Annotated in this window: 25 protein-coding genes; 5 read left to right on the top strand and 20 right to left on the bottom strand. The window is 37.9% G+C overall.

Annotation, left to right across the window (positions count from 1 at the left end; translation table 11 throughout):
- The first annotated feature begins 8 nt into the window (after positions 1 to 8).
- From AAG186_RS02915 to AAG186_RS02905, 3 genes are read left to right on the top strand one after another with little or no spacing between them, the layout of a single operon-like run.
- Positions 9 to 1,874 (top strand): ribonuclease J, encoded by a 1,866-nt coding sequence (locus AAG186_RS02915; protein ID WP_200548816.1) that lies wholly within the window; start codon positions 9 to 11, stop codon positions 1,872 to 1,874.
- A complete protein-coding gene (locus AAG186_RS02910) occupies positions 1,871 to 2,689 on the top strand; it encodes a metallophosphoesterase (RefSeq protein WP_342621954.1) in 819 nt (272 codons plus the stop codon). The genes AAG186_RS02915 and AAG186_RS02910 overlap by 4 nt, the downstream gene beginning before the upstream one ends.
- Before the next feature lie 19 nt (positions 2,690 to 2,708).
- Entirely contained in the window at positions 2,709 to 3,233 is a 525-nt protein-coding gene (locus tag AAG186_RS02905; RefSeq protein WP_342621953.1) for a class I SAM-dependent methyltransferase, read from the top strand.
- Here the strand turns inward: AAG186_RS02905 and AAG186_RS02900 are convergent.
- The 10 genes from AAG186_RS02900 to trmB all read right to left on the bottom strand — a co-directional run bounded on the left by AAG186_RS02900 (position 3,196) and on the right by trmB (position 15,408).
- Positions 3,196 to 3,702, bottom strand: coding sequence for an NUDIX hydrolase (locus AAG186_RS02900; protein ID WP_161636623.1), 507 nt, complete (start codon positions 3,700 to 3,702; stop codon positions 3,196 to 3,198). The two genes, AAG186_RS02905 and AAG186_RS02900, sit on opposite strands and share 38 nt — an antisense overlap.
- Positions 3,703 to 3,961: 259 nt before the next feature.
- The gene (locus tag AAG186_RS02895) at positions 3,962 to 8,596 is read right to left on the bottom strand and encodes a glycoside hydrolase (protein WP_342621952.1); all 4,635 of its coding nucleotides are present in this window, start codon (positions 8,594 to 8,596) and stop codon (positions 3,962 to 3,964) included.
- A gap of 128 nt (positions 8,597 to 8,724) precedes the next feature.
- Positions 8,725 to 9,720: a LacI family DNA-binding transcriptional regulator gene (locus AAG186_RS02890; RefSeq protein ID WP_342621951.1), complete on the bottom strand. Its 996-nt coding sequence runs from the start codon at positions 9,718 to 9,720 to the stop codon at positions 8,725 to 8,727.
- Positions 9,717 to 10,598: a hypothetical protein gene (locus tag AAG186_RS02885; protein ID WP_342621950.1), complete on the bottom strand. Its 882-nt coding sequence runs from the start codon at positions 10,596 to 10,598 to the stop codon at positions 9,717 to 9,719. The genes AAG186_RS02890 and AAG186_RS02885 overlap by 4 nt, the downstream gene beginning before the upstream one ends.
- Positions 10,591 to 11,007: a hypothetical protein gene (locus AAG186_RS02880; protein ID WP_125164675.1), complete on the bottom strand. Its 417-nt coding sequence runs from the start codon at positions 11,005 to 11,007 to the stop codon at positions 10,591 to 10,593. Before AAG186_RS02880 ends, AAG186_RS02885 begins: the two co-directional genes overlap by 8 nt.
- 45 nt (positions 11,008 to 11,052) lie before the next feature.
- Positions 11,053 to 12,378, bottom strand: a complete 1,326-nt coding sequence (murC, locus tag AAG186_RS02875) for a UDP-N-acetylmuramate--L-alanine ligase (protein WP_342621949.1) — start codon at positions 12,376 to 12,378, stop codon at positions 11,053 to 11,055.
- Positions 12,362 to 12,997: a hypothetical protein gene (locus tag AAG186_RS02870; protein WP_125164677.1), complete on the bottom strand. Its 636-nt coding sequence runs from the start codon at positions 12,995 to 12,997 to the stop codon at positions 12,362 to 12,364. Before AAG186_RS02870 ends, murC begins: the two co-directional genes overlap by 17 nt.
- Positions 12,998 to 13,020: 23 nt before the next feature.
- Complete coding sequence (locus AAG186_RS02865) at positions 13,021 to 13,707, bottom strand: hypothetical protein (RefSeq protein WP_342621948.1); 687 nt, start codon at positions 13,705 to 13,707, stop codon at positions 13,021 to 13,023.
- Positions 13,708 to 13,711: 4 nt separating this feature from the next.
- On the bottom strand, positions 13,712 to 14,776 hold the full coding sequence (locus AAG186_RS02860; RefSeq protein WP_200542711.1) for a M42 family metallopeptidase: 1,065 nt from the start codon (positions 14,774 to 14,776) through the stop codon (positions 13,712 to 13,714).
- Entirely contained in the window at positions 14,776 to 15,408 is a 633-nt protein-coding gene (trmB, locus tag AAG186_RS02855) for a tRNA (guanosine(46)-N7)-methyltransferase TrmB (protein WP_342621947.1), read from the bottom strand. The genes AAG186_RS02860 and trmB overlap by 1 nt, the downstream gene beginning before the upstream one ends.
- Positions 15,409 to 15,506: 98 nt before the next feature.
- On the opposite strand from trmB, the gene AAG186_RS02850 reads away from it, so the two are divergent.
- Complete coding sequence (locus AAG186_RS02850; protein ID WP_342621946.1) at positions 15,507 to 16,574, top strand: nucleotidyltransferase family protein; 1,068 nt, start codon at positions 15,507 to 15,509, stop codon at positions 16,572 to 16,574.
- On the opposite strand, the gene metK is transcribed toward AAG186_RS02850, so the two are convergent.
- The 7 genes from metK to rdgB all read right to left on the bottom strand — a co-directional run bounded on the left by metK (position 16,564) and on the right by rdgB (position 21,410).
- A complete protein-coding gene (gene metK / locus AAG186_RS02845; protein WP_125164682.1) occupies positions 16,564 to 17,658 on the bottom strand; it encodes a methionine adenosyltransferase in 1,095 nt (364 codons plus the stop codon). The genes AAG186_RS02850 and metK overlap by 11 nt on opposite strands.
- A gap of 268 nt (positions 17,659 to 17,926) precedes the next feature.
- Positions 17,927 to 18,805, bottom strand: a complete 879-nt coding sequence (locus tag AAG186_RS02840) for a YitT family protein (RefSeq protein WP_228410300.1) — start codon at positions 18,803 to 18,805, stop codon at positions 17,927 to 17,929.
- 166 nt (positions 18,806 to 18,971) lie between these two features.
- The gene (locus AAG186_RS02835; protein WP_342621945.1) at positions 18,972 to 19,409 is read right to left on the bottom strand and encodes a Rid family detoxifying hydrolase; all 438 of its coding nucleotides are present in this window, start codon (positions 19,407 to 19,409) and stop codon (positions 18,972 to 18,974) included.
- Between the two features lie 12 nt (positions 19,410 to 19,421).
- Positions 19,422 to 19,562, bottom strand: a complete 141-nt coding sequence (locus AAG186_RS02830) for a hypothetical protein (RefSeq protein ID WP_003773197.1) — start codon at positions 19,560 to 19,562, stop codon at positions 19,422 to 19,424.
- A 78-nt stretch (positions 19,563 to 19,640) separates the two neighbouring features.
- Positions 19,641 to 20,159, bottom strand: a complete 519-nt coding sequence (locus tag AAG186_RS02825; RefSeq protein WP_125164684.1) for a tRNA (cytidine(34)-2'-O)-methyltransferase — start codon at positions 20,157 to 20,159, stop codon at positions 19,641 to 19,643.
- Positions 20,110 to 20,829 (bottom strand): TIGR01906 family membrane protein, encoded by a 720-nt coding sequence (locus tag AAG186_RS02820; protein ID WP_161636630.1) that lies wholly within the window; start codon positions 20,827 to 20,829, stop codon positions 20,110 to 20,112. Before AAG186_RS02820 ends, AAG186_RS02825 begins: the two co-directional genes overlap by 50 nt.
- Before the next feature lie 2 nt (positions 20,830 to 20,831).
- Positions 20,832 to 21,410 carry an RdgB/HAM1 family non-canonical purine NTP pyrophosphatase gene (gene rdgB / locus AAG186_RS02815; RefSeq protein WP_331836167.1) on the bottom strand — a complete coding sequence of 193 codons (579 nt, stop codon included), beginning with the start codon at positions 21,408 to 21,410 and terminating at the stop codon, positions 20,832 to 20,834.
- Positions 21,411 to 21,461: 51 nt separating this feature from the next.
- Between rdgB and AAG186_RS02810 the strand changes: the two genes are divergently transcribed.
- Positions 21,462 to 22,301, top strand: a complete 840-nt coding sequence (locus tag AAG186_RS02810) for a phosphotransferase (RefSeq protein WP_342621944.1) — start codon at positions 21,462 to 21,464, stop codon at positions 22,299 to 22,301.
- Positions 22,302 to 22,347: 46 nt separating this feature from the next.
- Here the strand turns inward: AAG186_RS02810 and AAG186_RS02805 are convergent, their stop codons facing one another.
- From AAG186_RS02805 to rpmI, 3 genes are read right to left on the bottom strand one after another with little or no spacing between them, the layout of a single operon-like run.
- On the bottom strand, positions 22,348 to 22,791 hold the full coding sequence (locus AAG186_RS02805; protein ID WP_161636633.1) for a MarR family transcriptional regulator: 444 nt from the start codon (positions 22,789 to 22,791) through the stop codon (positions 22,348 to 22,350).
- Between the two features lie 6 nt (positions 22,792 to 22,797).
- Positions 22,798 to 23,157 (bottom strand): 50S ribosomal protein L20, encoded by a 360-nt coding sequence (rplT, locus tag AAG186_RS02800; RefSeq protein WP_003773184.1) that lies wholly within the window; start codon positions 23,155 to 23,157, stop codon positions 22,798 to 22,800.
- A 16-nt stretch (positions 23,158 to 23,173) separates the two neighbouring features.
- Positions 23,174 to 23,368, bottom strand: coding sequence for a 50S ribosomal protein L35 (gene rpmI / locus AAG186_RS02795; RefSeq protein ID WP_125164690.1), 195 nt, complete (start codon positions 23,366 to 23,368; stop codon positions 23,174 to 23,176).
- Positions 23,369 to 23,389: the final 21 nt, after the last annotated feature.

The raw sequence follows: 23,389 nt of genomic DNA, 5'->3' as shown, positions 1-23,389 counted from the left end.
GAGATTATATGGACGAAAAAAATATGAAATTAAGAAAAACCGATACCCTAGTCTATGCTTTAGGTGGCTTGGGCGAAGTCGGTAAAAATATGTACTGTATTGAACATGATGATGAAATTATCATTATTGACTGTGGGGTAATGTTCCCCGAAGAAAACTTATTGGGTGTTGATTATGTCATTCAAGACTATGCTCACTTAATTCGCAATCAAAAGAAAGTCAAAGCGCTTGTGATTACACACGGCCATGAAGACCACATCGGTGGAATTCCTTTCTTACTCCAAAAAGTTAATGTTCCTCAAATCTATGCACCTCAATTTGCGAAAGCACAAATTGAGCGCAAGCTTGAAGAACGTAAAATAAGAACAAAACATAAGATTCAAGAAATTGATTCAAAATCTACCATTAAAACAAAACATTTTGTTATTGGATTCTTTAATGTCGTTCACTCAATCCCAGATGCTCTTGGTGTTCTTGTAAATACGCCAAATGGTCGTATTGTTTCAACTGGAGATTTCAAATTTGATTTAACACCGGTTGGAAATAATCCTGATTACCAAATCATGTCATATATGGGCGAGATTGGTGTGACCTTATTGATGAGTGACTCAACTAATGCGGAAGTTAGCGGATTTTCCATCAGTGAAAAAGAAGTTGGTCGCGAAATTAAACGCATTTTCAATAAAACGGAAGGACGCATCATTATCGCAACGTTTGCCTCAAATGTTTATCGCGTTCAACAAATTATTGAAGCAGCTATTGCGGATGGCCGCAAAATTGCAATCTTTGGTCGTTCCATGGATAACGTTGTAAATATTGCTCGTAAACTTGGACATATCGATGCTGCGGATAAACATTTCGTTAATGCGCATCAATTAAACAAATTACCTGCAGATCAAGCCTGTATTATTTGTACAGGAAGCCAAGGTGAACCACTCGCTGCTCTAAGCCGTATTGCGAATGGAACACACCGTCAAATCAGCATTATGCCTGGCGATACTGTTGTATTTTCTTCAAGCCCAATTCCTGGAAATGCTACCAGTGTTTCCCATGTTGTAAACCAATTGACACGTGCAGGGGCAAATGTTCTCACGAACTCACCTCTAAATTCAATTCATACAACAGGTCATGCTTCAAAAGAAGAACAAACACTGATGCTTCAATTAATCAAACCAAAATTCTTTATGCCAATGCACGGTGAATACAAGATGCTAAAAGCACACCGTCAAACAGCAATCGAAACGGGTGTTGATCCAGATAACATCTTTATTTGTTCAAATGGTGATGTCGTTGCCCTTCGTGACGGTGTTGCGTTTATGAGCGATACACGAATTCAAGCAGACGATATTTATGTTGATGGCAATGATTCCAGCGGTTTATCCACAGCTGTTCTTAAAGATCGTAAGATTTTATCCGACAGTGGTCTTGTTTCAGTCGTTGTTACCATCGATTCACGTCAAAATAAAATTTTATGTAAACCAACGATTGTGACACGTGGATTTGTATTTATTAAAGAAAATCAAACATTACTCAAAGAAGCTGAGCTTGTTGTCTATGAAGCGTTAAAAAAACGCATGACAAAAAAAGTTACCTTCGGGGAAATCAAAAACACAATCCGTGGTTCGCTTGAGCCATTTTTATACAAACATACACAACGTAACCCACTTGTTATTCCTGTAATCTTAAATCAAAAAACAGCAATGGCACCGGTTAAAGGTGAATCAAAAAAAGAAAACACGACTCAAGAAGCGAAACCTGTAAAAAAACAGAAAAAAAATAACAACAAACCCAATCACGAACCGAAACAACAAAAGGATGCTAAAAAACCAAAATCACCAAAAGCACCAAAACCTCAACAACCGCGTAAAGCATGAGCAAAAAAAAGTTAGCGGTTTTACTGGGGTTAATCGCAATTACGTCATCTCTAATCTATTTAGAAATGACACATTTTGCACCCCAGCGTGTTAAGTTGCGTATTGAAATGGTGGAATCAACACGCATTCCTGCATCCTTTAACAATCTTTCGATTGGATTTTTATCCGATGTGTACAGTCATGATGATAATCTCGATAAGGCCTTAAAAGAACTTGATTCGTTTAAGCCAGATATGATTATTTTTGGTGGTAATCTATTTAAAGCAGCACCATCAGAAAAAGAACAAACTGAAATGATTGAAAAACTAAGTAAGTTGAATGCGAAACTTGGTAAGTATGCGGTATTGGGTGAAAATGATATCCGTAAAGCAAACGAAGTAACACAGGCTGTGTTAACGAAAAGTGGATTCAAACTTATTTCAAATACTAAAATTGATGTTCATAACTTTACCAATGAATCGATTCAACTCGTTGGAATCGATGCAAACAATGACATCAACAAAGAAACTGAGTTCCCTTACCCTTCAACATCCGAAGACATCTTCAACATTACCATTGCCAATAATCCGGATAATGTTAAAGAGTTTAATGATACTGAAGTCGATCTGATGCTCTCTGGAAAAACCATGGGTGGTTACATTCGTTTACCACTCATTGGATCGATTACCGAGTCCTCAGATTATATTAATAAACGTCAAACGGTTGATGAAACAACCCTCATCATCTCTTCAGGAATTGGTTTAAAAGAACCTGAAATGCGCCTTTTATCAAATCCTGATGTAATGATTGTTATTTTAAAAAGCCCAGAAGCATAGGGTTTTTTTTGGAGGTATTATGAATCATAAAGAACAATCTCATAAATGGATGCAACAATTCCTCAACAATGACGCTGTTGTTGTTGATATGACCTGTGGTAATGGCTATGATACACAATTTCTTGCGTCACAAGCAGGTCATGTATATGCAATTGATATTCAAGAAGAAGCGATCGAAAGTGCAAAAAAACTGAATCAAGGATCCACGAATATAACCTATATTCATTCCGATCACAGTCGTGTCAATTTCAAAGAAAAAGCACCCTTTACAGGTGCTATCTACAATCTTGGATACTTGCCTCGAAGCGATAAGTCGATCATCACAACATCACATACGACGGTCGCTTCCCTCAAAATTATTATACCTTTGCTGACTGATTTTTTAGTTATCGCTTGTTATTTAAAACATGAAGGCGGTTATAAAGAGTATGTGGCTGTTCGTGATTATATCGTCTCAACCCACTTGCCTTATGAGACCTTAGAATATGAAACACCGCTTAGTCCCATTACATTTCTTGTTGATCTAAGAAATAACGCATCATAACCCGCTCTCGTGCATGAACCAGCTCATTAACCCCTTCTTGAGGCTGATTGAGTGTTTCAAGCCACATTTCAGGGAAACACCAAATAACATCGTCAAATAACTGTTCTTCAAGACGCGTTCGAGCTGAATGCGTCTTTTTTGTAATGTAACAGACAAAATAATTATGCACCGTTGTGCGATTTAATAAATTATAGACGTCCACAATACTTGCGAGATATGAAATTGAATCAACTTCATATCCCAGTTCCTCATGAATTTCGCGATGAACCGCTTGAACCATCGACTCACCAACTTCAATGCCACCGCCGGGTGATTCGTAGTGATTTCGTTTACCAAATAAATCCTGGCCTTTTATCAAAATCATCGCACACTGTCCCAATTCATTCATGACAAAACAACGAACGGTATTACGAACATGACAGATATTAGCCTCTTTAAATTGATCATCCTCGAGATACTTAACGATCATTTGAAACCTCCTTGTAATAGAAAAAAAGACGCACGCTGCGCCTTTCAATGAAGTTGTTGAATCACACAAATATCTTGGGTGGGGGGGTAAAGAATATTTGGTGTTCAACCGGTCATCACTGACCATGTACAATAATACGCTCTTGGTCATTTATTGTCAAGGATATAACCAAAAATTAAATTTTTATTAAGATTTACTTTGATAACAAAGTAACAAGTATCGAGTAACGTAACAAAAAGAGGGTTTCCCCTCTCTTCAATTAATCATTATGACGTCGTTTTAATGCAATTCCCAACCCTAATAGAATAATGCCATTGTAAAGGTTAGCATTTGAAACTCCTGTTTTAGGAAGTGTCGAAGTCGCGGTGACTTCATTATTTTCCAGTTTGGAAGTGCCATCTACGGAGTCCACTTGGTTTGTGTCTTGCTCCGGTTTCACTTCTGGCTTCTCTTCTGGCTTTTCTTCTGGCTTTTCTTCTGGCTTTTCCTCTGGTTTTTCCTCTGGTTCTTGAGGTTCTACCACTACATCTTTCAGTTCAAGTGAATTCCTTGCATTTTCGAGATTTTCCACCGCCTGATTCAACTCTTCTGGTGAAACAGGTTTGGGTATTGCAATGCTTCTAAATTGACGCCCTTGAATTCGATTCAAGATTGCCTTTGCCTCTTGAAGTGCATTTTCAAATTTTGAGAAACTTGCTTCAGTATACTTTGATTCATCAAGATTGCGCGCCTCTTCGATTTGTTGTTCCAATCGCTGAATCAATGCTTCATCAAGCTTAATTGGTTTTAAGTTTAAGATTGCATCTTGAAGTTTATCCACAAGTGCATCAATCTCATCTTGGGGGAGATCATGGTTTCCACGCATTGCTTTCACAGTTTCAATGGATTCATGCAGGGCATTAAAGGATGACGCGTCATAACGGTTTGACTCAAGTTCATCAAGGACTTCCATGAGTTCATCAACGGCTTCCCAATCTTGAGGGTTATCAATTCGCTCAAGCAGTGACAAGGCGTGTTTTAAGTTTTCAGCTGCATCGTCAATATCTTGTTGCGTTGATAATTCTAATGCCGCAATCGTACGCGCGTGTTTATGTGCATCATGAAGACGAATGAGGCTGGATTCTGTATAGAGATTTAGATCAACTGCATCTGCTTCTTGAATCAATTCCTCGAGGTATTCTGTATTGCGGATACGTTTTAAGCCATCCATGGCCTCCTGTAGCGTTTGTACCAATGCATCTATCACCTCTTGACTGTCTACATCATTTCGTGATGCTTTAACATGTTCCAGCACATCTTTAAGTGTTGCGATGCTCGCGTCTGTGTAAAGCTTGATATCAATGGATGCTGCTTCTTCAATGAGAGCATCAAGTGCTTTTGTGTCTAATTTTAACACGAGCTGTTCCAGTGCTTCATGGAGTCGTTCATGCATTGACTCATAGTCTTTTTCGGTTCCTTCATTACCTGAAACCAACGCTTTAGCTTCTTCGTAGACTGCATCAAGTTTAGCTAAAGAGTCTTCCGTATAGACACTTCGATTCATCGCTTCGATTTCATGCAGACGTTCTTGAAGTTTCACATACTCAATATTTTGAATTTTTTCGAGTTGTTTAATTGCATCAGTCAACGTGGTAACCATCATTTGATAATCGTTTCCTTGGCTACTTTCTTGATCAATCAGTGATTGTGCTTCATTGATCACGGCATCCACAAGCTGAAGGGATGCTTCAGTATAGATTTTACGATCAAGCGCTTGATATGCTTTGAGCTGTGTAACCAGTGCTTGATATGATTTCGATTGAACCAGTGTGATAAGGACTTCATCAAGAGCCACATCACCTTTCACATCAAAAGCATACTCACGGACATTATCCGGATATCCTTTCGGTAATGATTTGAGTGTCAGTGTGTATTGTCCCAGTAGCAATTCCGTTTGTAGATGATCTGCACCACTTATCCCCTCAAATACCGTTTCACCAACACTATTTTTAATCATAAACGGTACTGTCACAGCTTCCCCTACATCACTTGTAATGTGAATTGAGGTCAAGGCCTTGGTTTCAGTTGGAATTTCAAAGGCAATACTGTTTTTAAAACTTTCCTCTGAAAAATCGGGTTGAATGGTGTAATAAATTAAACCATCGTATTCCTTAAAATTAAATTCTTTAAGTGCAACCGTTCCTTTTTTCTCATTTCGAATAGATTGAACCGGTTTTGTATCCTCAAGTTTGCGGTAGAGATGAATCGTTGTTTTTTCAGGAACATGTTTAAATGTTAAGGATCCAATCCCATTTGATTGTGGTTTTGCTTCTACTTGACTAAGCAGTAGATTATTCGGTTTTGGGAAAGAATCTGTTTCAAACATCTGCCATTCATAAATTCGAACGGCTTGCCATGGCGATGATCCCGCTAAGTCGATTTTCAATTTCCATTCCTGAGCCGTAATCGGTTGATCCAACAAGACATCCGTCACCGCTTCACGATTGTTTCGTATTTCTTTTGCTAGGACCCAATTTCCCTGTTCATTTTTATAATGTAGCGAGAAGTTAATCGTATTCATGTCTTTCGCTTCACCGCCACACTCAGCATGTTCAACACGCCAACGTTTAATCGTGCGTGCAGCATCAAGTTTAATATCCATATAACCGCTACTCTTAGGTGATGATGCCCATTTACTGTTTCCTTGTGCGGTTCCATCCAGTGCTTTTGACGCTGGTTCCGCATCGTTTTGGTGACTGACACCAGTAACTTCCGCATTTAATGCTACATTGACCGGAACTTCCATCTCAACCACTTCACTTCGGTTTAAATCGACACCCCAATCAAAACGACCTACACTTGGTTCACCACGATACCCCTCTTTATTAACTGTTTTAATTTGAATGGTTGTATGATTGTCTTCAAATGCATTCGCATCACTTCGGGTGATCTTATCCGCATAGAAATGGTTATTTGTACTGGTTCCTAATAATACGGGTACACCGTCATTATTAACTTGATAGACTTCATAGTACTTGGCACCCTCTACCGTGTCCCATGTCGCTCTAAATTGGCCCATACGTGCATCCGAAAGTAATTGTTCTGTAACAACAATATTGGATGGACCTGCTAGAAGCGGTGCGGTGTTTGTATAGACCTGAATTTGACCGAGATTCACTTTAATCGGTCCCGTTTGATTAGCTCCAACGTTTAAACTTAATGCATACATAACAGAACCACTATAATCCGCTAAGTCAATCGTATGGCGTACCCATCCGTTTTCATCGGATGCAAGCGTAAAATGTGTTGCATTATGGTCTTTATAGTTTTCATCAAAAGATACCCCTAATTTTAATGATGTATTCGGAGTTGTTTTGGTAACGATATCAATTTTTGTCGTATCGGTTACATTTAATTTGGTACTATATAACATCACTTCATTGGCGTCCCCTGCTTTAAAATCACCTTCTATTTTTAAAGAATTGCCGCCATTATACGCATCATCAAAATCGTAAGCAATGGCGGCACGTGGCGCACCTTCTTTGAGATCTTTAACCCAGAATCGCCATGTTGGCATAATATCTTGAATTGCGCGATTATGCCATGCGCCTTCACGGGCTAAAACACCATCTGCAAACCATTTACGTCCGTGACCGGAATTAAAACTTGTTTGGAATTCAGTTCCGGTAATTACAGATTTATCCACTACATAACGTGACATCCCCTTCCAATTTTGGGAATCATCCGCTAAAGTTGGATCGCCTTGTGGACCTGTATATAAGATGTTTTCTTGGTTATGGAAATCTTCAGGATCTTTCGCAAGCCCCATGGTTGAGTTTGATGCATACAATGCAATGGATGATAAAATACGTTTATCCGTACCAATTAAAGTCCGTGCATCAATATTTGTTTTATGTGAACGTTGTTGGATTTCAAAACCGGTATAAGCCGCAAAAGGATCACGACCGATTGATTTTAAGTAGTCTGAAGTTCCTTGCACACGACCTTGCCAGTTATAGTTAATAAAGAATTCATCAACACCAAAGTCATTATCGTGATCAACCGGTTTCATCCATAAATCATTATATTGATTGATGGCATTTTGGTGACTCACGTTCCCATTATTTGCCATAGCATCATACCACGAGATATTTATTGGGTAACCCATATCTCTTGACTTTTGACGCATATAACGCAACATTGCATTCAATTGATTTGCTACACGCTGGTTGGAACCATACGTCTCTTGGTTAAAGAAATAGCCATCAAAGCCAAAATATTGAGCAATCTCAATCATCTTATCAGCTGCTGGAAATGAACCGTCAGGATTTTGTTGGACCATGGCTTCAAGTTCTTTTAGGGAGTCGGGTTGACCACTTCCCCAAGGAAATCCTAACGTAGCATAAACCGGTACCCCATTTTTATGCGCCGCATCAACGATATCTGGTGAAGGCAACGCAAAAATCCCTTCATCCGTACCCGCCCAGTATATAAGGGAATCAATGTACTGCCAGTTATCAAATGCGTAAATATTAAAATCACTACCGCCCGTTGATGGTGAGCTGTCATGATTTGCATTAATGATTGCCGCATTCGTGATCTTTGCATCGGGATGCGCAAGATCATTAATTTGATGCCCTTTAAAACGATTGGTATTTAACGGTATGGTTGATCGATTTAATTCAGCATCAGGATCAGTTTCTGGACTCCATTTCATCAATGTTTCAAGTCGAAATGCAGGTGATAACGGTTGAAGCGATAGACCCTCGTGATATGCTTCATTCACCTCATCCGTTCCATCCCCCGTTACAAGTGCGTGAGATGGCATTACAAAAAAAGGTAATAGTAACGAAAAACTGGTGACAACCACAAGTGTTGTCTTGAGATAAGACTTAAATCTAGAATTTCTTTTCATAAATATCCCCTTTCAAGTGTGCATACGTTTCCGGAAAACGCTTACACTACTATGGTATTTTGAATCGAAGTTCTGAACAAGTCACAAATCATATGTTTTTGGGTATAAAAAAAAGACCTTAGGGTCTTTTAGTTTTTGGTTGATTGACGTGGTGTGTATAGATAACTGAGTTCGATCTCTTTATCTTCAACCTCATCTTCATTGAGCATCTTGGTAAGAACACGCATTGCTACGGCACCAAGATCATACGATGGAATTGCGAAACTTGATAAACGAGGACGCACCATTGAGTTGTATTTCGTATCAATTAAGCATACAATTTCTAAATCTTCAGGAATATTCATATTACGCTCATGCGCTGCATTCATTGCGGAGATCGCTTGAGAATCACGGTTTGCAATTAAGAAATTGTAATCCATGGATTCAATATGGTCTAAGAAATAGTCATAGGAACGTCGATATTCTACAGGAATTTCAATATATCCGTCATCATCGATGCCTAATTCTTTATATGCACGTTGTACCCCAGAAACCATTTGGTTTGTAGTAAAATCATTTTTACGGTCTTGAATTACCGCAACACGATTTTTAGGATCCATTTGCATCTTTTGCATTGACAGTTCATAAACTGCCTTTTCAATATCAACATAAACAGATGAAATTTGTTTATCAGACATTTTATTTCCAATAATTACGATTGGGAATTGATATTTATTCAATTCAGCCAATTCATTTTCCATAAGTTTATCATTATAGATAATTACACCATCCACACGAGATTTAATGATATCATCAATAACATCTTTAATATCCACAATACCTTCGGTCATTGTGTGAAGCATAATATTATATTTATAAATTTTTGCGACATCAATCAAACCATTGATGATTTGACCGGTATAGCCAAAACTTGCTTCAGGTACGAGTAACGCAATCGTCGTAGTTTTTTGTAAAGCAAGGCCTTGGGCAATAGCATTTGGTTTGTATCCTAATTTATCAATTGCAGTTTCTACTTTAACACGTGTCTCTTCACGAACAATTTCGAGACCATTGATTACACGTGATACAGTAGCGAGTGATACCCCTGCTTCTTTCGCTACATCATAAATCGTTACACGTTTCATACTTCTTCATCCTCTTTTACTTCATCTAATTTTTTATCGAGTTCACGAACTTGTTTTTCTGCCGCTTCCACAATATTTGAAGATTCAATCATGGATTCAGCATCTTTAGATACTTGATCCAGTTTTTCTTCTAACGTATCCAGGAAACTAAATGCGTCTTCTTCAAATTCTTGAGCTTTTGTTTCAACGGTTTCTTCAACAAAATCAGCAACTTTTTCTGCACCATCTTGAACTTTAACTTTAACGGTTTCAGCACCTGCATGAACTTCTTTTGAGACTTTTTCAGCCTTAGCCTTTAATTCTTGTTCAGATACCCAATCCGTAACGTTTTTTGTGGTATCTTTGACAATTTGAGCGCCAGCATCAACAGCCTCTTTTGTTTTTTCTTTTACAATATCAGTGCTTTTAACAACACTTGGATGTTTTGAAAGATCATCCAATCCTTTTTGCATTTTCTTTAAACCCGATAGTGCCCCTACTTTTAAGCGGTCAAACGTTTCAGATTCTTCAACTTTTTGAAATGTAGTCTTTGCGGATTCAAAAATACCCGACGCAAGATTACCAAGATCATCAAAGAATTCATTGCGTTCTGGAGCTGCACGAAGCACTTCTAATGCGGAATCCACAATATCTCTATTCTTAACAAGTAAATGTTCTGCGCGTTCTTGAATAAGTTGACTATCCTTAAAGCTTGCAATAATTTCCAATGAACGGACATTCATATCATTAATGGTATTTAATGTTTTATCTCTAAACGTTAAAAGACGTTCTTGACCATTTTTAGCGGCAATAATTTCATTACTTTCACTATAAAAGTTATAAACAACATCATCAATTTGATAAACAAGTTCATTTAAAATTTCATCATATTTACTCATAAATTCCAAAATCCTCCTCTTTTTCATCTCCAGCTTTTTGAACATCCGAATTCTCTGGGTTTCGGCCATTTCGACGTTTATCGAAGAAATCTTTTGTCCAATTTACAATGGTATCCGAATGCTTGGCCCCATAACTTGCGACCGAGCTGACAGCACTAACGGCTGATTGATTGACTAAATCCACTGTATTTGTGACATTATTTAATGTATTTAAAGGTGCTTGAAGTTGATCCACTGAACTTTGTGTCGAGTCAATAACACCGTTTACACGGTCAATTGTTTTCGGCAAATCCCTCACAACAACATAAACACGATACAAAATCATTGCCAATATAATTAAACAAACTACACCCACAATTGGTGCAATTAAGATTGATACTTCACGTAAATTCTGAATTAATGCATCCATTCTATCACCTCTCTAATGTCATTATAACTGTATATGAAAAAGTTTTCAATCGTTGAAACGTATTTTCAATGCATCTTTTAAATCATAAATATCTTTGGAACTCATAAACACATAAACTGCTGGTCCAAAGGATTCAAGCAGGTCCAAATCTTGATCATTTAAATCAACAATATGACTGCCTTCTATGCGATCTTGAAGGTATGTAATATCAATATCAATTCCTTCTTCCGCATCATCGATACTTGTGAATGGACATAAACACACCTCATCCGCAAGGCTTAGCGCTTCCGCAAACTCATCTGCGAAATAATACACACGTCCTACACGATGTGGTTTAAAAATACCAACAATTTTACGATCCGGATAACGTGTTCGTGCTGCTTCAAGTGTTACACGAACTTCAGTTGGGTGATGCGCATAGTCGTCAATATAGACATTCTCTTTACCCGTTTCGATGACAAATCGGCGTTTCGCACCGGTAAAGGTTTGAAGACCTGCTTCAATATCGCTGGGTTCAATGCCTTCATAAAGCCCCACTGCAATCACTGCAAGTGCATCCAAAATCATATGATCACCTACAATTGGAAGGGTAAATCGGTGAACATGCTTACCATCCACCTCAACATTAAAAATGCTGTGAGTGGTTGTTTTCTCAAGTTCGGTTGCACGAATTTTATTGCCTTCACCAAAACCATAAGACCACGTTTCCACATCGAATGTTAGGTCTTGGTAATGTGGATCATCACCCCAAACAATGATTAACGATTCCACATTCTGAGCAAACTCCTTAAACGCAGATAAATAATCATCAACCGATTTAAAATAGTCCACATGATCAATCTCGAAATTTGTCATAATCGCAATCTTAGGTTTATAGGCTAAGAAATGACGACGAAACTCACATGCCTCTACCGCAAAGTATTCATCATCACGCTGCAAATCTCCGCGTCCATCACCGATAAGATATCCAGTTTCTTTGGAATAACTCAACATATCACGTAAAAGTGTCGTTGTCGTTGTTTTACCATGGGATCCACTTACCGCAATGGTACGATAAGAATCCATAATCTTACCCAGATATTCATGATAACGATACGTCTCCACAGTTGGATTGGCTATCGCAGCTTGAACCTCTTCATGATCATCTAAAAAGGCATTACCAATAATAACGACTGTATTATCTTTAATATTGTCTTTACTGAATGGAACGATTGGGATGTTTAACGCTCTGAGTGCATCCTCTGTAAAGAAATGACGATCAATATCAGACCCCATCACTTCATATCCCATTTTGTAACAGATACGTGCTAATGCTGCCATACCTGTCCCTTTAATACCAATAAAATAAATTGGTTTATTCTTCATGCTCATCAATTCCTTCTAAATAATCATACAGAGAAACTTGAACGGTTTCTCCTTTTCCTTCATTTGAAATAATATCATCAACACGTAAATCCATAAGGGATTCATCAATTTTACGTGTTTCTGCTTTTGACTCTTCTTGAACTTTTCCATACATTGGACTAATAACTTCCGCAACAGGCACATGCTTTGATGGATACTTCTTTTTGGGAATATCCAATGGCTCTGAAGGTTGTGAAGGGCCTCCGTACATAGGACTGATAATATCTTTTCGTTGGTATTCAAATTTTTTGACTTCCAATTCGGATGTGCGTGCTGCTTTAGCGCGCTCCATCTTACGTTTTGCAAGGTCATCATCAGCCGTAATCATGCGTGATTTACGGTTTAACTCACTGGCTGTATTCGCTACCTCGTCAGGAGTCATATCAGTAATAGGCTTTTCACGTATAACAGTTTCTGTTATATCAACATGTTCTGTTACGATTTTGGGCTTTTCTACAATTTTCTTTTCTTTGGGAAGAATTGGTTTCAACTCAGGAATTTCCACTTCACCAACATGATCAGAAATTTCTTCTTCAATAACAATTTCTTCTTCTTTAAATAAAACTGATGCTAAACGACGAAACATGATATTACCTCTACCTTTCTATCCTACTCCGTTTTTGGAGCTGTCTTATCAATTATATCCGAGATTGCTCCAGATTCTGGTATCGCATGCTCAAAGAATTCTTCATATCGCTCATGATATGTAATAATATCTTTCTTTGAGAAATCTTGGACTACTAAATCTTCATTTACGGTAATGCTTCGCATTGTCGTAAACATTGATTGCACAATCATATCCATATTGGCATCATTCACAATTGCCATCATATCAACTTGACCATTCTCTAAGACCACAGCTTTGTTTTTTTCGAGATCAACGATGCTAAAGATAAAATGTTGTTCCTTATCTGAACCGTCTACATAAGTCCCCGTTGTCCGGTAGGACACCGCTTCTTCTTTGATTAAGGAGGAAAATTGAATTTTAGAATCTTCTTTTTGATCGCCTTTTTCTTTTCCCTCAGTATTTTCTGAAATTTCGGTATATCGTTTCGCTACAATATTCGCAACATCCAAATCAAGCATGATGGGTTTACGATCAATTTCATAAAGCGTTGAAATCTGTGTTGATTGTTTAATCCCCACATCAGGCAATAAATAATAACGATAGTATTTTTTATTATGATTTGTCGCCTCAGGCATTGGTCGACTTAATGCACTCTTAACAAGGTCATCATAATTTACCGCTGCTGGTGTACAACCACTTACAAGAAGTAACAGTACCAATGCAGTCATTAACTTACGCAATGACATCACCCCATGTCTTCTTATCAATAAAGTGTAATAACGCTTCACGCGCCGCTAAATAATCATCCGTATCCAAAATTGAACTGGATGTATGAATATTACGTGCACATAAGCAACATGTTAACGTTTTAACCCCTGAATTTGATTTGTGTACAGCCCCTGCATCCGTCCCACCTGGTGAAAAGTAATATTGGTGCTTAATATCATGTTCTTTACAAATATCCACAAATTTATAGATCAAATCTTTTGTCGCAATCATATTACCATCCATTACACGAACCAAAACACCACCACCCAGTTTCCCGATAGCTTTTGAATCTAAAGCATCATTTGCAGGCGAGCAATCAAGAATAATGGCAAGGTCGGGTTTCACAAGGTTTGCGACCGTCTGTGCACCACGCAACCCAACTTCTTCTTGAACACTACATCCAACATAGAGGTCATAATCCAATTCTTGGTCTTTTAATGCTTCAAGTAAATCCAAGCCCATTACACATCCATAACGATTATCAAATGCCTTGGACAAAAGACGTTTCCCTTTGTTTAATACATTGAATTCACCATCAACCACAACCATATCACCAACTTGAATACCCATCGCATGTATTTCTTCAGGTGTTGTAGCCCCAACATCCACAGTCATTTGAGGAATTTGAATTGGTTTTAAACGATCCTCAGCTGAAAGCATATGAGGCGGTGTAGCACCAATCGCACCATTATAAACCTCACCATGACGTGTTGTCACGCGTACACGATGACCTAAAAGCACTTGACTAAACCAACCGCCAACAGGATGAATCTTTAATACACCGGTCTCAGTAACTTCTCGAACTAAAAATCCAACCTCATCCATATGACCTAAAACCAAGACTTTAGGTGCATTTTTTTTCTTACTTCGACGTACCGCAAGAATACTTCCTAAGTTGTCACGGAGAATTTCATCCGTATAGTTTGAATATTCGTTAAATAAATATTGAGCTACTTGATGTTCATGACCACTCACTCCATCAAGTTGTGTTAAGGTCTCAAACCAATTTAATTGTTTTTCATTCAACATTATTTTTTCCTCCAAATCGCTCTAAAAATCGGTTGTCCCATTTCGTGGAACTTACGTTCATATTCAGTAAATGGATCTTCATGTTCATGACTTCTAAAATCAACATCCACCTCCACAAGTTCAAACTTATGTTGGCCAACACTTACAAGTGAATAGTTAAAAAGACCCACATTGTCTGTTTTCATCCAAATCTCGCCGTTTTCCGATAAGACTGAATAATATTCATCCAATTTATCCTTATACGTCAAACGACGTTTTGTATGACGCTTCTTCGGCCATGGATCACTAAAGTTTAAATGAACCACATCCACTTCACCGGGCGCAAACATATCATTCAGATTCTCGGCGTCACCATAAATAAACTTCTTATGATCTCCAGGATTGTTTTCTATTTTTTTCAATGCAATCGAAGAAGCCGTAAAATCACGCTCCATCGCAACAATACCACGATCTGGATAAAGGGCCGATAACTGATGCCAGTAATCGCCTTTCCCCGAACCAATCTCTAAATGAAGCAATTCACTACCGAGTGCTTCCTTCCAATTTCCTTTAATTGTTTCAAATTCTGTTACTGTGTAGTCTGCAAAAGTTTCAAAGACTTCTGAGCTCCACTCTTTTTTACGTAATCTCATGCAATCATCCTCATTTTAATATGTACATTGTACCATGCTTCAAGACTTCTTACCTCGTTTTTTACATTATTTTCATGAATATGTGATAAAATACAAATATGAAAAAGAAACTCACTGCAACGGGGATTATAGTTGAGTATAATCCCTTACATAATGGTCATGTTTACCATATTAAAAAGACACGCGAAATCACGAATAGTGATGTTTTAATTGCGGTTATGTCTCCCAATTTTGTGCAACGTGGTGAACCGGCATATTTGGATAAGTGGGTTCGTACCGAAGCCGCACTGGATGCAGGCGTTGATCTCGTTTTAGAGTTACCCACACTTTATACACTTCAAAGTGCTGATGTTTTTGCGTCAAAAGCGGTTGAAATCTTAAATCATGTACAAATTCAATCACTCGTATTCGGTTCAGAAACAAATATTTTACCAGCAGAACCACAGTTTGATAAACGTTTGCTTGAACAAGGTCACTCCTTTGCACATGCCGCAAACACATCAAACCACCAAGCCAATGATATTTTAGGGGTTTACTATGTACAAGCATGTCAAAAGTATGGCATTACACCCCTTACCATTCAGCGTACCAACACCTACCATGATCTTTCAATCACCGCTAATATCGCAAGTGCCTCAGCAATCCGAAAGGCCCATCACGAAGGCACATCGGTAAGCCATACAACACCCTTAAATCTTAATGCCTTAACCACCTATCGACTCGAAGAATATGAACCATACATACGTTATTTGCTTTCGGTACAATCATCAGAGACACTCAGTCAAAATTCACTCGTATCGGAAGGCATTCAAAATCTATTTATCAAACATCGACACTTACCCCTATCCGATTTAATTGATACATGCACCTCAAAACGTTATACACGATCACGGATCCAACGAACCTTGATGAATATCCTTTTAAATTATTCCAAGGATCTTGAACGTCCCTTAAAACAAGTGCGGGTCTTAGGGATGAATTCACGTGGTAAAGCTTACTTACGTCAATTATCCGATGAAGAGATTCCCTACACAACCCAGTTTAAACATTATCAGTTCAAAGATCTTGAACTGCGTGCCACCGAAGTCTACGCCTTACCCAAAGATATAGCGACACAAAAAAGACTTCTTAAACAAGAAGTCTCCGAAATAATTATTAAAACTTAAGGGGTTTAATGACTTCCCATGGGAACCCATCGCGACCAAAATGACCGAAATTAGCGGTATTACGATAGATTGGACGTAATAAATCAAGTTCCGAAATAATATTGCCGACTTTAAAATCAAAGTTGGCTTTTATTATGTCCAAAATCTCTGATTCAGGACGTTTATGCGTTCCAAATGTATCAATATGAATCGATAAAGGATCAGATAAACCAATGGCATAACTTAATTGCAATTCAATTTTATCACAAAGCCCTGCCGCAACCACACTCTTAGCGACATAACGTGAGAAGTAAGCGGCTGAGCGATCCACTTTGGATGGATCTTTTGAACTAAAGCAGCCACCACCGATACGGCCAAACCCACCATAGCTATCCACGACAATCTTACGACCTGTCGTACCACTATCACTAAAAGGACCCGCAATACTAAATTCACCACTTGGATTCACAATAAAACGTGTTTCTTCAGTAATCCATTTTGAATCAATAACAGGTTTGATTACAGACTCCATAATGGTGTTCTCGATGGTTTCGTGATCAATGCCTGCACGATGAGATGCACTCACTAAAACAGTATGCACAAACTTCGGTTCATTCCCTTCATATGCCACTGTAACTTGTGTTTTTCCATCCGGATAAAGCCAATCAATTTCTGATTTCGCATCACTTAAACGTTTTGATAAAGCATGTGCCAAATGAATCGGAAGGGGCATATAGTTTTCGGTTTCATTACATGCAAATCCAAACATAATCCCTTGGTCTCCGGCTCCCACATTTTCTTGGGAAACAACCGCGTTATTAATTTGAGATGACTGTTTATTAACCTTTACCATGACTTCATAATCTTCAGGATAACCAATATCTGCAATGACATCTTTCGCAACCTGTGCATAATCAATCACTGCTTTTGTATTCGCCTCCCCATAAATTAAAACAAAATTATCTTTAATGGTCGCTTCTACTGCCATTTTAGAATTGGAATCTTGTTTTAATGCTTGATCTAAAATTGCATCGGCAATTTGATCACACATCTTGTCCGGATGACCATCCGTAACACTCTCTGATGTAAAATATACTAAATTCATACTAGCCTCTTTTCTAACGACATAAAAAAAAGTCCTAGCAACAACACTAAGGCTCAGAAATACATCTATAGCTTCTTATCGTTGTTAGCTGTACCACCTTGCTCTAGCAGGTTGGTATGAGGTTAATGAGCTAACTCTCTACCTCAACTCTTGATAATCGTGCCTATATCTTAAACTAATTGTTCCCAAAATGCAATGAAAATCATGCAATTTATCGGTACTTATGCAAGACCCATCAACAAATATAAAAAGGAATAAGCATAAATGCCTATTCCAGAGGTTTCTGACGATAATTTCCTTCGATACGTTCTACAGATGAAATCTCAATAAACGCCTTTGGATCTGTATGCGTAATCGCATCAATGATGCATGCAAGTTCAAACTGATTCACAACAATATAAAGAACTGCTTTGTATTTTTGTTTAAACATCCCAATACCATCAATTTTGGTAATCCCATGACGTGTAACAGCCATTACCGCCTCCGATACTTCCGTAGGGATATCGGTAATAATGTGTAAACTCGACAACTTATAGCGATCATGATAATGATCAATAACCTGTGTCGATACAAATTGATAAATAATTGAATACAACGCAAGCATCCAACCATAAACAAAGCCTGAATAAATCAGTAACGTAATATTGAAATACATAATCTTATCCCACATTGGCTTATTTTTAACCATGGAATAATAGATTGCGACAAAATCCGTACCCCCTGCAGAACCACCTACTTTTAAGGCAAATGACGATCCAACCCCATTCATGACCCCTCCAAAAATTGCCAGGAGGATCAATTGATCGTTCGGATCGACATTAGGCAAAACGGAAACTGTAGGTAATAATTCAACAAATAACGACACCAATCCTACGTGTAAAAAAGATAATGCAAGGAAACGACGACCGAGTTTTTTCCATACAAACATCAACACAATAGCATTAATGAGGAAGAACATAATTCCATAAGACAATTCTATTCCAAATAATCGACTGCTCTCTTTCAGTAATAAGATTGTTAATCCACCAGCTCCAGCGGGAATTAAATTCCCGGGACGAACAAAGGTCTTAATTGCCAGCGCTGAAAACAACGCACCAACAACAATTCCAACGATATGTTTGGGTTTAATTAACCTTAAATTTTCCATATTTATCATAACTGTACTTTGAGTACATCCCTTCTTAACTCTAAATTGATAATACCACATTTTTATAAAAACCCAATCAATCAATCCCTATTTTTGAAAATCCATGATAAAAACTATGTGAATACACGCACAATCGCAAGCAGATATAAAAAAAAGAGGTTGTCGTCTAATCACAACAACATCCCTCACATCCTTCATCTTCATCTTCTTCTAATTCCAAATCATCACGCGCTATTGCTACACAATCAATCGAAATCTTGGCATTTTTAGGCAAACGTGAGACTTCAACACAGCTACGCGCTGGATAAGGATATGAAAAGTAAATTGCATACATTTGGTTCATCTTATCAAAATCTTCAAAATCGGTAAGATAAACGGTCGTTTTCACGACATCACTTAAACTTAAACCGCTGGCTTCCAAAATATGTTCCATGTTTTCAATTGTTTGAATTGTTTGTTTCACAATATCTTCCGCAACAACATTCGCTTCCGCATCAATGGGTAACTGACCTGAAACATAAAGCGTCTGATCAATCAGTAATCCCATTGAATACGGACCTACAGATTTCGGACCGGATTCGGGACGGATTTGTTTTCGAACCATGATGTATGCCTCCTACAATAAATCGCGATAGTACTCGTCGATTTCTTCATCTTTCTTAAAGCGTTTATTTAATTTGAAGTAACCCACAATCGCACCAACGACGATAATTAGAAGGCTTCCTAAACTCAAAAACCCATTTAAATCTTCAATCATCTTTGTCACCTCATTTCTTATATTATAGTTTAATGGTTTTTTGAATTCAACGAATCCGCACCATGCATGTTTTGTTCTTTATTCATTAAAATCTTTTAAAAAGTCTTTTCCTTTTAATACCTCATGCGTCGCTAATTCTGGGTATCCGACTTGACGTAATACCTCAAATACACAAATCGCTACTGTATTTGAAAGATTCATACTGCGCGCATTGGGAGCCATGGGAATTCGAAAACAATGGTCATAGTTTTCTTTTAGAATTGATTTAGGAATCCCCGTACTCTCCTTTCCAAAAACAAGATAAATATCTGTTTCTTCAAGAGCCGCATAGTCAAAGTCGCTGTGAGTATATTCGCCATAACGAGTAAGATAAAACACGGGACCGTTCACTGTCTCTAAAAAACTTTCCCAATCCATATGACGTGTTAAGACTAAGTCATCCGAGTAATCCATTACACTTCGTTTAACGCGTTTCTCATCTAAGATAAACCCGAGTGGTTCAATTAGATGAAGTGCAGCACCGCTTGCTACACATGTTCTCATAATATTACCGGTGTTCTGAGGAATCTCCGGTTCGTAAAGCACGACGTGAATCATATTTAACCTTCCAATCTAAGCCAAAATAGGCACCGCCCATAAGGGCAAACAGCGCTGCCGTGGCAGCAAGAATCTGATAAACAAGCCCCATAAAAAAAGGTTCGGGAACCAAAAGTATTAATCGGTCCACTCGAGGATTTAAAAGCCATAAGTCATTACTAAAGACAATATTGTGGAAAGTAAGCCAGAACGTATCAAAATCCAAAATCGCAATCATTCCTATCGTTCCCAAAATCATCAATAAAATCATTAATGATGAGCCGAGGACATCACGATTAAGAACGAGATCAAGATAATCACCTGAACCCAAACTTACCACTATCATCATTGCCACAAAAATCATCCCTAAATTACGAAACAACATCGCTTTTTGATATAAAACCTTTACATCTTTCATATGCTCTTGTTCACGTTCATTAAACATAGGAACCGTTTCTCCGTTAATGACAACCGTCTGGGACAAGCTCGGTTCGCGATCTTTTAGATAATTTAACAGTTGCACCGTAACATCTTCCAATTCAGTTTCAGTAATTCCAATTTTTTGTGCTGTTTGATCACGTTTATAAAATGTTTCATACATCCTTCTGTTAAAAGACAACAAATCAATTGCTGTAATCATCATACAAATAACAAAAATCATCACAGCGAATCCGTAACATTTTCGCTTCATGATTACCCCCTTAAATAATTCAAGAGTAATTGAACTGCACGACCACGATGCGATATGTTGTTCTTATCAGCGCGTGACATTGTACCAAACGATTGATCTGAGCCTTCCGGATAGAAAATCGGATCATAACCAAATCCTGTACCATCATTTTGAATCTCACCGATGACCCCCTCAACAACACCTTCAAAAATCTCATCACATTCAGGGCCATACAAGGATATCGCACAATGAAAATGAGCACTGCGATTTTCTACACCTTCAAGACGTTTTAGTATTTCATTATTTTTTAATTCATAAGATGTATCCTCACCCATAAAACGTGCTGATTTCACACCAAGAATATCTGGCAGCGCATCAATCACTAAGCCTGAATCATCTGAAATTACTATTAGGCCCGTTTGTTCAGATAAATATTTTGATTTAAGACGGGCATTGCCTCGAAATGTTTCCTGATTTTCAATTACAGCATCCATTGAAATGCCATAATCCTTTGCACTGAGTACAGAATAGCCTAAAGGTTCTAAAAGTTCGCGAAACTCTCGAATCTTTCCTTCATTATGGCTTGCAATTAATAGTTCCATAGAATACCTCCAAGTCTTATGAAATTATAACACTTATGCTATAATTACACTATGAAAATTCAAAAAACCATTGTACAGATTTTAAATGAAGCACCCCTTCAGATAGAACACATCGAGACTGGGCTTACGAATGATAACTACCACGTAAAAACCAGACACTATGATGTGGTTTTAAGAATGCCAAAACCCGAAAACCAAGGCTTGTTTGACTACCACCATGAAGCGTCTGTTCTTAATCTTTTAAAAACGACTGAACTGGAACCGCATTTGTGGTATTTCGATCCCAAAACAGGAATTAAATGTGCCGATTATGTTCATGGCGCACAAACTTTCTCGATTGAATATCTTGAACGTGCCGCAAAGCTTATGGCTTCACTCCATAAACGTCATCTTAAGTCTGCAAAAATCTTCAGTATCAAAGCGCATTTTGAACTATACTGTAGCCGTATTCAAAATCCCTATTATCATCTAGATTTTGTTGAGAATCTAATGGATCAAGCAGACCACTATACTCATGATGATCCGATTTTATGTCACAATGATCTCGTTCCTGGTAATTTTTTATTTACAGATACGCACGATTATCTTATTGATTATGAGTATGCTATGGATAACGATCCCTGTTCAGATGTGATGTCCTTTATCACAGAAAATGACATTATCGATCACGAGACCCGAAATCGCTTTTATATAGCCTACTTTGGTTCTTTACCCGATGCAGCACTACAACATAAGCTTGATGTCTTTGAAGTCGCTCATAACGCGTTATGGTGCGCTTGGGGGCAAATGATGTTTGAGTCTCATCAGCAACCCATCTATCAAGAAATTGCTGATTTAAAGTATCAGCGGCTCTGTGAAGCATATCAAAAAACAGCACATGCCAACGTTTAAAAGGTGTGTGTTGTTTTTATTGATAATAAAAAAGATCCCGAAGGATCTAATTAATTTCATATAACTCTTTAAAGAATTCATTAATTTCCGCAATGGAATCGATGAGTTCTTCTTTATCTTGTAGATGAAGTAGCAGTCGGTCAGACATCGCTTCATGAAATTGATTATGAATTTCCATAACCGCTTCACCTTTATCCGTCAAACGGAGTCGATAAACACGTCGGTCGTTCTCATCTTGTTCACGAAGAACATAGCCTTTCTGACTTAATCGATTGATTGTTGTTGTTAAAGTGCCTTGTGTTATTCGAAGCGCCTCCGCAACATCCCGCATCATTTTCGATTTGCTTTTTTGAATGCTTTCAAGTGCATGAATTTCCGTCATAGATAATCGAACACCATGAACACGATGATATCGTTCTTCTAATATTAAAATTTGATTAAAAATATCCACCAATAATTCATTAATTACTTTACCAGCATCATCTCTCATGATTTATTATTTTTCTAAAGCTTTTTGAGCTTTTCCTACTAAAGTTGTAAATCCTTTAGGATCATGGATAGCAATTTCTGATAACATTTTACGGTTAATTTCAATGTTTGCTAAACGTAGACCATGCATTAATTGGCTGTAGCTCATGTCATTGAGACGAGCAGCAGCATTAATACGTGTGATCCAAAGTTTACGCATTTCGCGTTTTAATTGTTTACGGTCACGGTAAGCATAACGTTGTGAACGCATAACTTGTTCATTAGCTGTACGGTAAAGTACATGTTTTGAACCATAGTAACCTTTCGCTAATTTTAATGTTCTTTTACGGCGTGCACGTGACGCTACTGAATTTGTTGATCTTGGCATACTAATTCATCCTTCCTTAATCTTGTAACAAATGCTTGATGCGTTTGTAATCGCTCTTAGAAACTAATGTAGCTTTACGTAGTTGGCGATTTTGTTTGTTTGTCTTATGTCTAGCAAAGTGAGAAACATAAGCTTGTTGTCTTTTTAATTGTCCTGTTCCTGTACGTTTAACACGTTTTGCTAAAGTACGTTTTGTTTTCATTTTAGGCATAACTGGCCCTCCTCTTATAAA

The sequence above is a fragment of the Erysipelothrix sp. P66 genome, from assembly GCF_038682365.1.
GTDB lineage: Bacteria > Bacillota_I > Bacilli_A > Erysipelotrichales > Erysipelotrichaceae > Erysipelothrix > Erysipelothrix piscisicarius.
The sequence above is the reverse complement of the archived record's forward strand: the minus strand, read 5'-3'. Positions and strand labels throughout refer to the sequence as shown.

Bases quoted from the DNA above. Each gene is read 5' to 3' on its own strand.
- AAG186_RS02915 (WP_200548816.1), top strand. From the start codon at position 9: ATGGACGAAAAAAATATGAAATTAAGAAAAACCGATACCCTAGTCTAT.
- AAG186_RS02810 (WP_342621944.1), top strand. From the start codon at position 21,462: ATGAAAATTCAAAAAACCATTGTACAGATTTTAAATGAAGCACCCCTT.
- AAG186_RS02825 (WP_125164684.1), bottom strand. From the start codon at position 20,159: ATGATTCACGTCGTGCTTTACGAACCGGAGATTCCTCAGAACACCGGT.
- AAG186_RS02805 (WP_161636633.1), bottom strand. From the start codon at position 22,791: ATGAGAGATGATGCTGGTAAAGTAATTAATGAATTATTGGTGGATATT.
- AAG186_RS02900 (WP_161636623.1), bottom strand. From the start codon at position 3,702: ATGATCGTTAAGTATCTCGAGGATGATCAATTTAAAGAGGCTAATATC.
- AAG186_RS02885 (WP_342621950.1), bottom strand. From the start codon at position 10,598: ATGAGTAAATATGATGAAATTTTAAATGAACTTGTTTATCAAATTGAT.
- rdgB (WP_331836167.1), bottom strand. From the start codon at position 21,410: ATGGAACTATTAATTGCAAGCCATAATGAAGGAAAGATTCGAGAGTTT.
- AAG186_RS02840 (WP_228410300.1), bottom strand. From the start codon at position 18,805: ATGGAAAATTTAAGGTTAATTAAACCCAAACATATCGTTGGAATTGTT.
- AAG186_RS02820 (WP_161636630.1), bottom strand. From the start codon at position 20,829: ATGAAGCGAAAATGTTACGGATTCGCTGTGATGATTTTTGTTATTTGT.
- AAG186_RS02880 (WP_125164675.1), bottom strand. From the start codon at position 11,007: ATGGATGCATTAATTCAGAATTTACGTGAAGTATCAATCTTAATTGCA.
- AAG186_RS02835 (WP_342621945.1), bottom strand. From the start codon at position 19,409: ATGGTTCGAAAACAAATCCGTCCCGAATCCGGTCCGAAATCTGTAGGT.
- metK (WP_125164682.1), bottom strand. From the start codon at position 17,658: ATGAATTTAGTATATTTTACATCAGAGAGTGTTACGGATGGTCATCCG.
- AAG186_RS02850 (WP_342621946.1), top strand. From the start codon at position 15,507: ATGAAAAAGAAACTCACTGCAACGGGGATTATAGTTGAGTATAATCCC.
- trmB (WP_342621947.1), bottom strand. From the start codon at position 15,408: ATGAGATTACGTAAAAAAGAGTGGAGCTCAGAAGTCTTTGAAACTTTT.
- AAG186_RS02895 (WP_342621952.1), bottom strand. From the start codon at position 8,596: ATGAAAAGAAATTCTAGATTTAAGTCTTATCTCAAGACAACACTTGTG.
- AAG186_RS02890 (WP_342621951.1), bottom strand. From the start codon at position 9,720: ATGAAACGTGTAACGATTTATGATGTAGCGAAAGAAGCAGGGGTATCA.
- rpmI (WP_125164690.1), bottom strand. From the start codon at position 23,368: ATGCCTAAAATGAAAACAAAACGTACTTTAGCAAAACGTGTTAAACGT.
- AAG186_RS02870 (WP_125164677.1), bottom strand. From the start codon at position 12,997: ATGTTTCGTCGTTTAGCATCAGTTTTATTTAAAGAAGAAGAAATTGTT.
- AAG186_RS02905 (WP_342621953.1), top strand. From the start codon at position 2,709: ATGAATCATAAAGAACAATCTCATAAATGGATGCAACAATTCCTCAAC.
- AAG186_RS02865 (WP_342621948.1), bottom strand. From the start codon at position 13,707: ATGACTGCATTGGTACTGTTACTTCTTGTAAGTGGTTGTACACCAGCA.
- murC (WP_342621949.1), bottom strand. From the start codon at position 12,378: ATGAGCATGAAGAATAAACCAATTTATTTTATTGGTATTAAAGGGACA.
- AAG186_RS02910 (WP_342621954.1), top strand. From the start codon at position 1,871: ATGAGCAAAAAAAAGTTAGCGGTTTTACTGGGGTTAATCGCAATTACG.
- AAG186_RS02830 (WP_003773197.1), bottom strand. From the start codon at position 19,562: ATGATTGAAGATTTAAATGGGTTTTTGAGTTTAGGAAGCCTTCTAATT.
- AAG186_RS02860 (WP_200542711.1), bottom strand. From the start codon at position 14,776: ATGTTGAATGAAAAACAATTAAATTGGTTTGAGACCTTAACACAACTT.
- rplT (WP_003773184.1), bottom strand. From the start codon at position 23,157: ATGCCAAGATCAACAAATTCAGTAGCGTCACGTGCACGCCGTAAAAGA.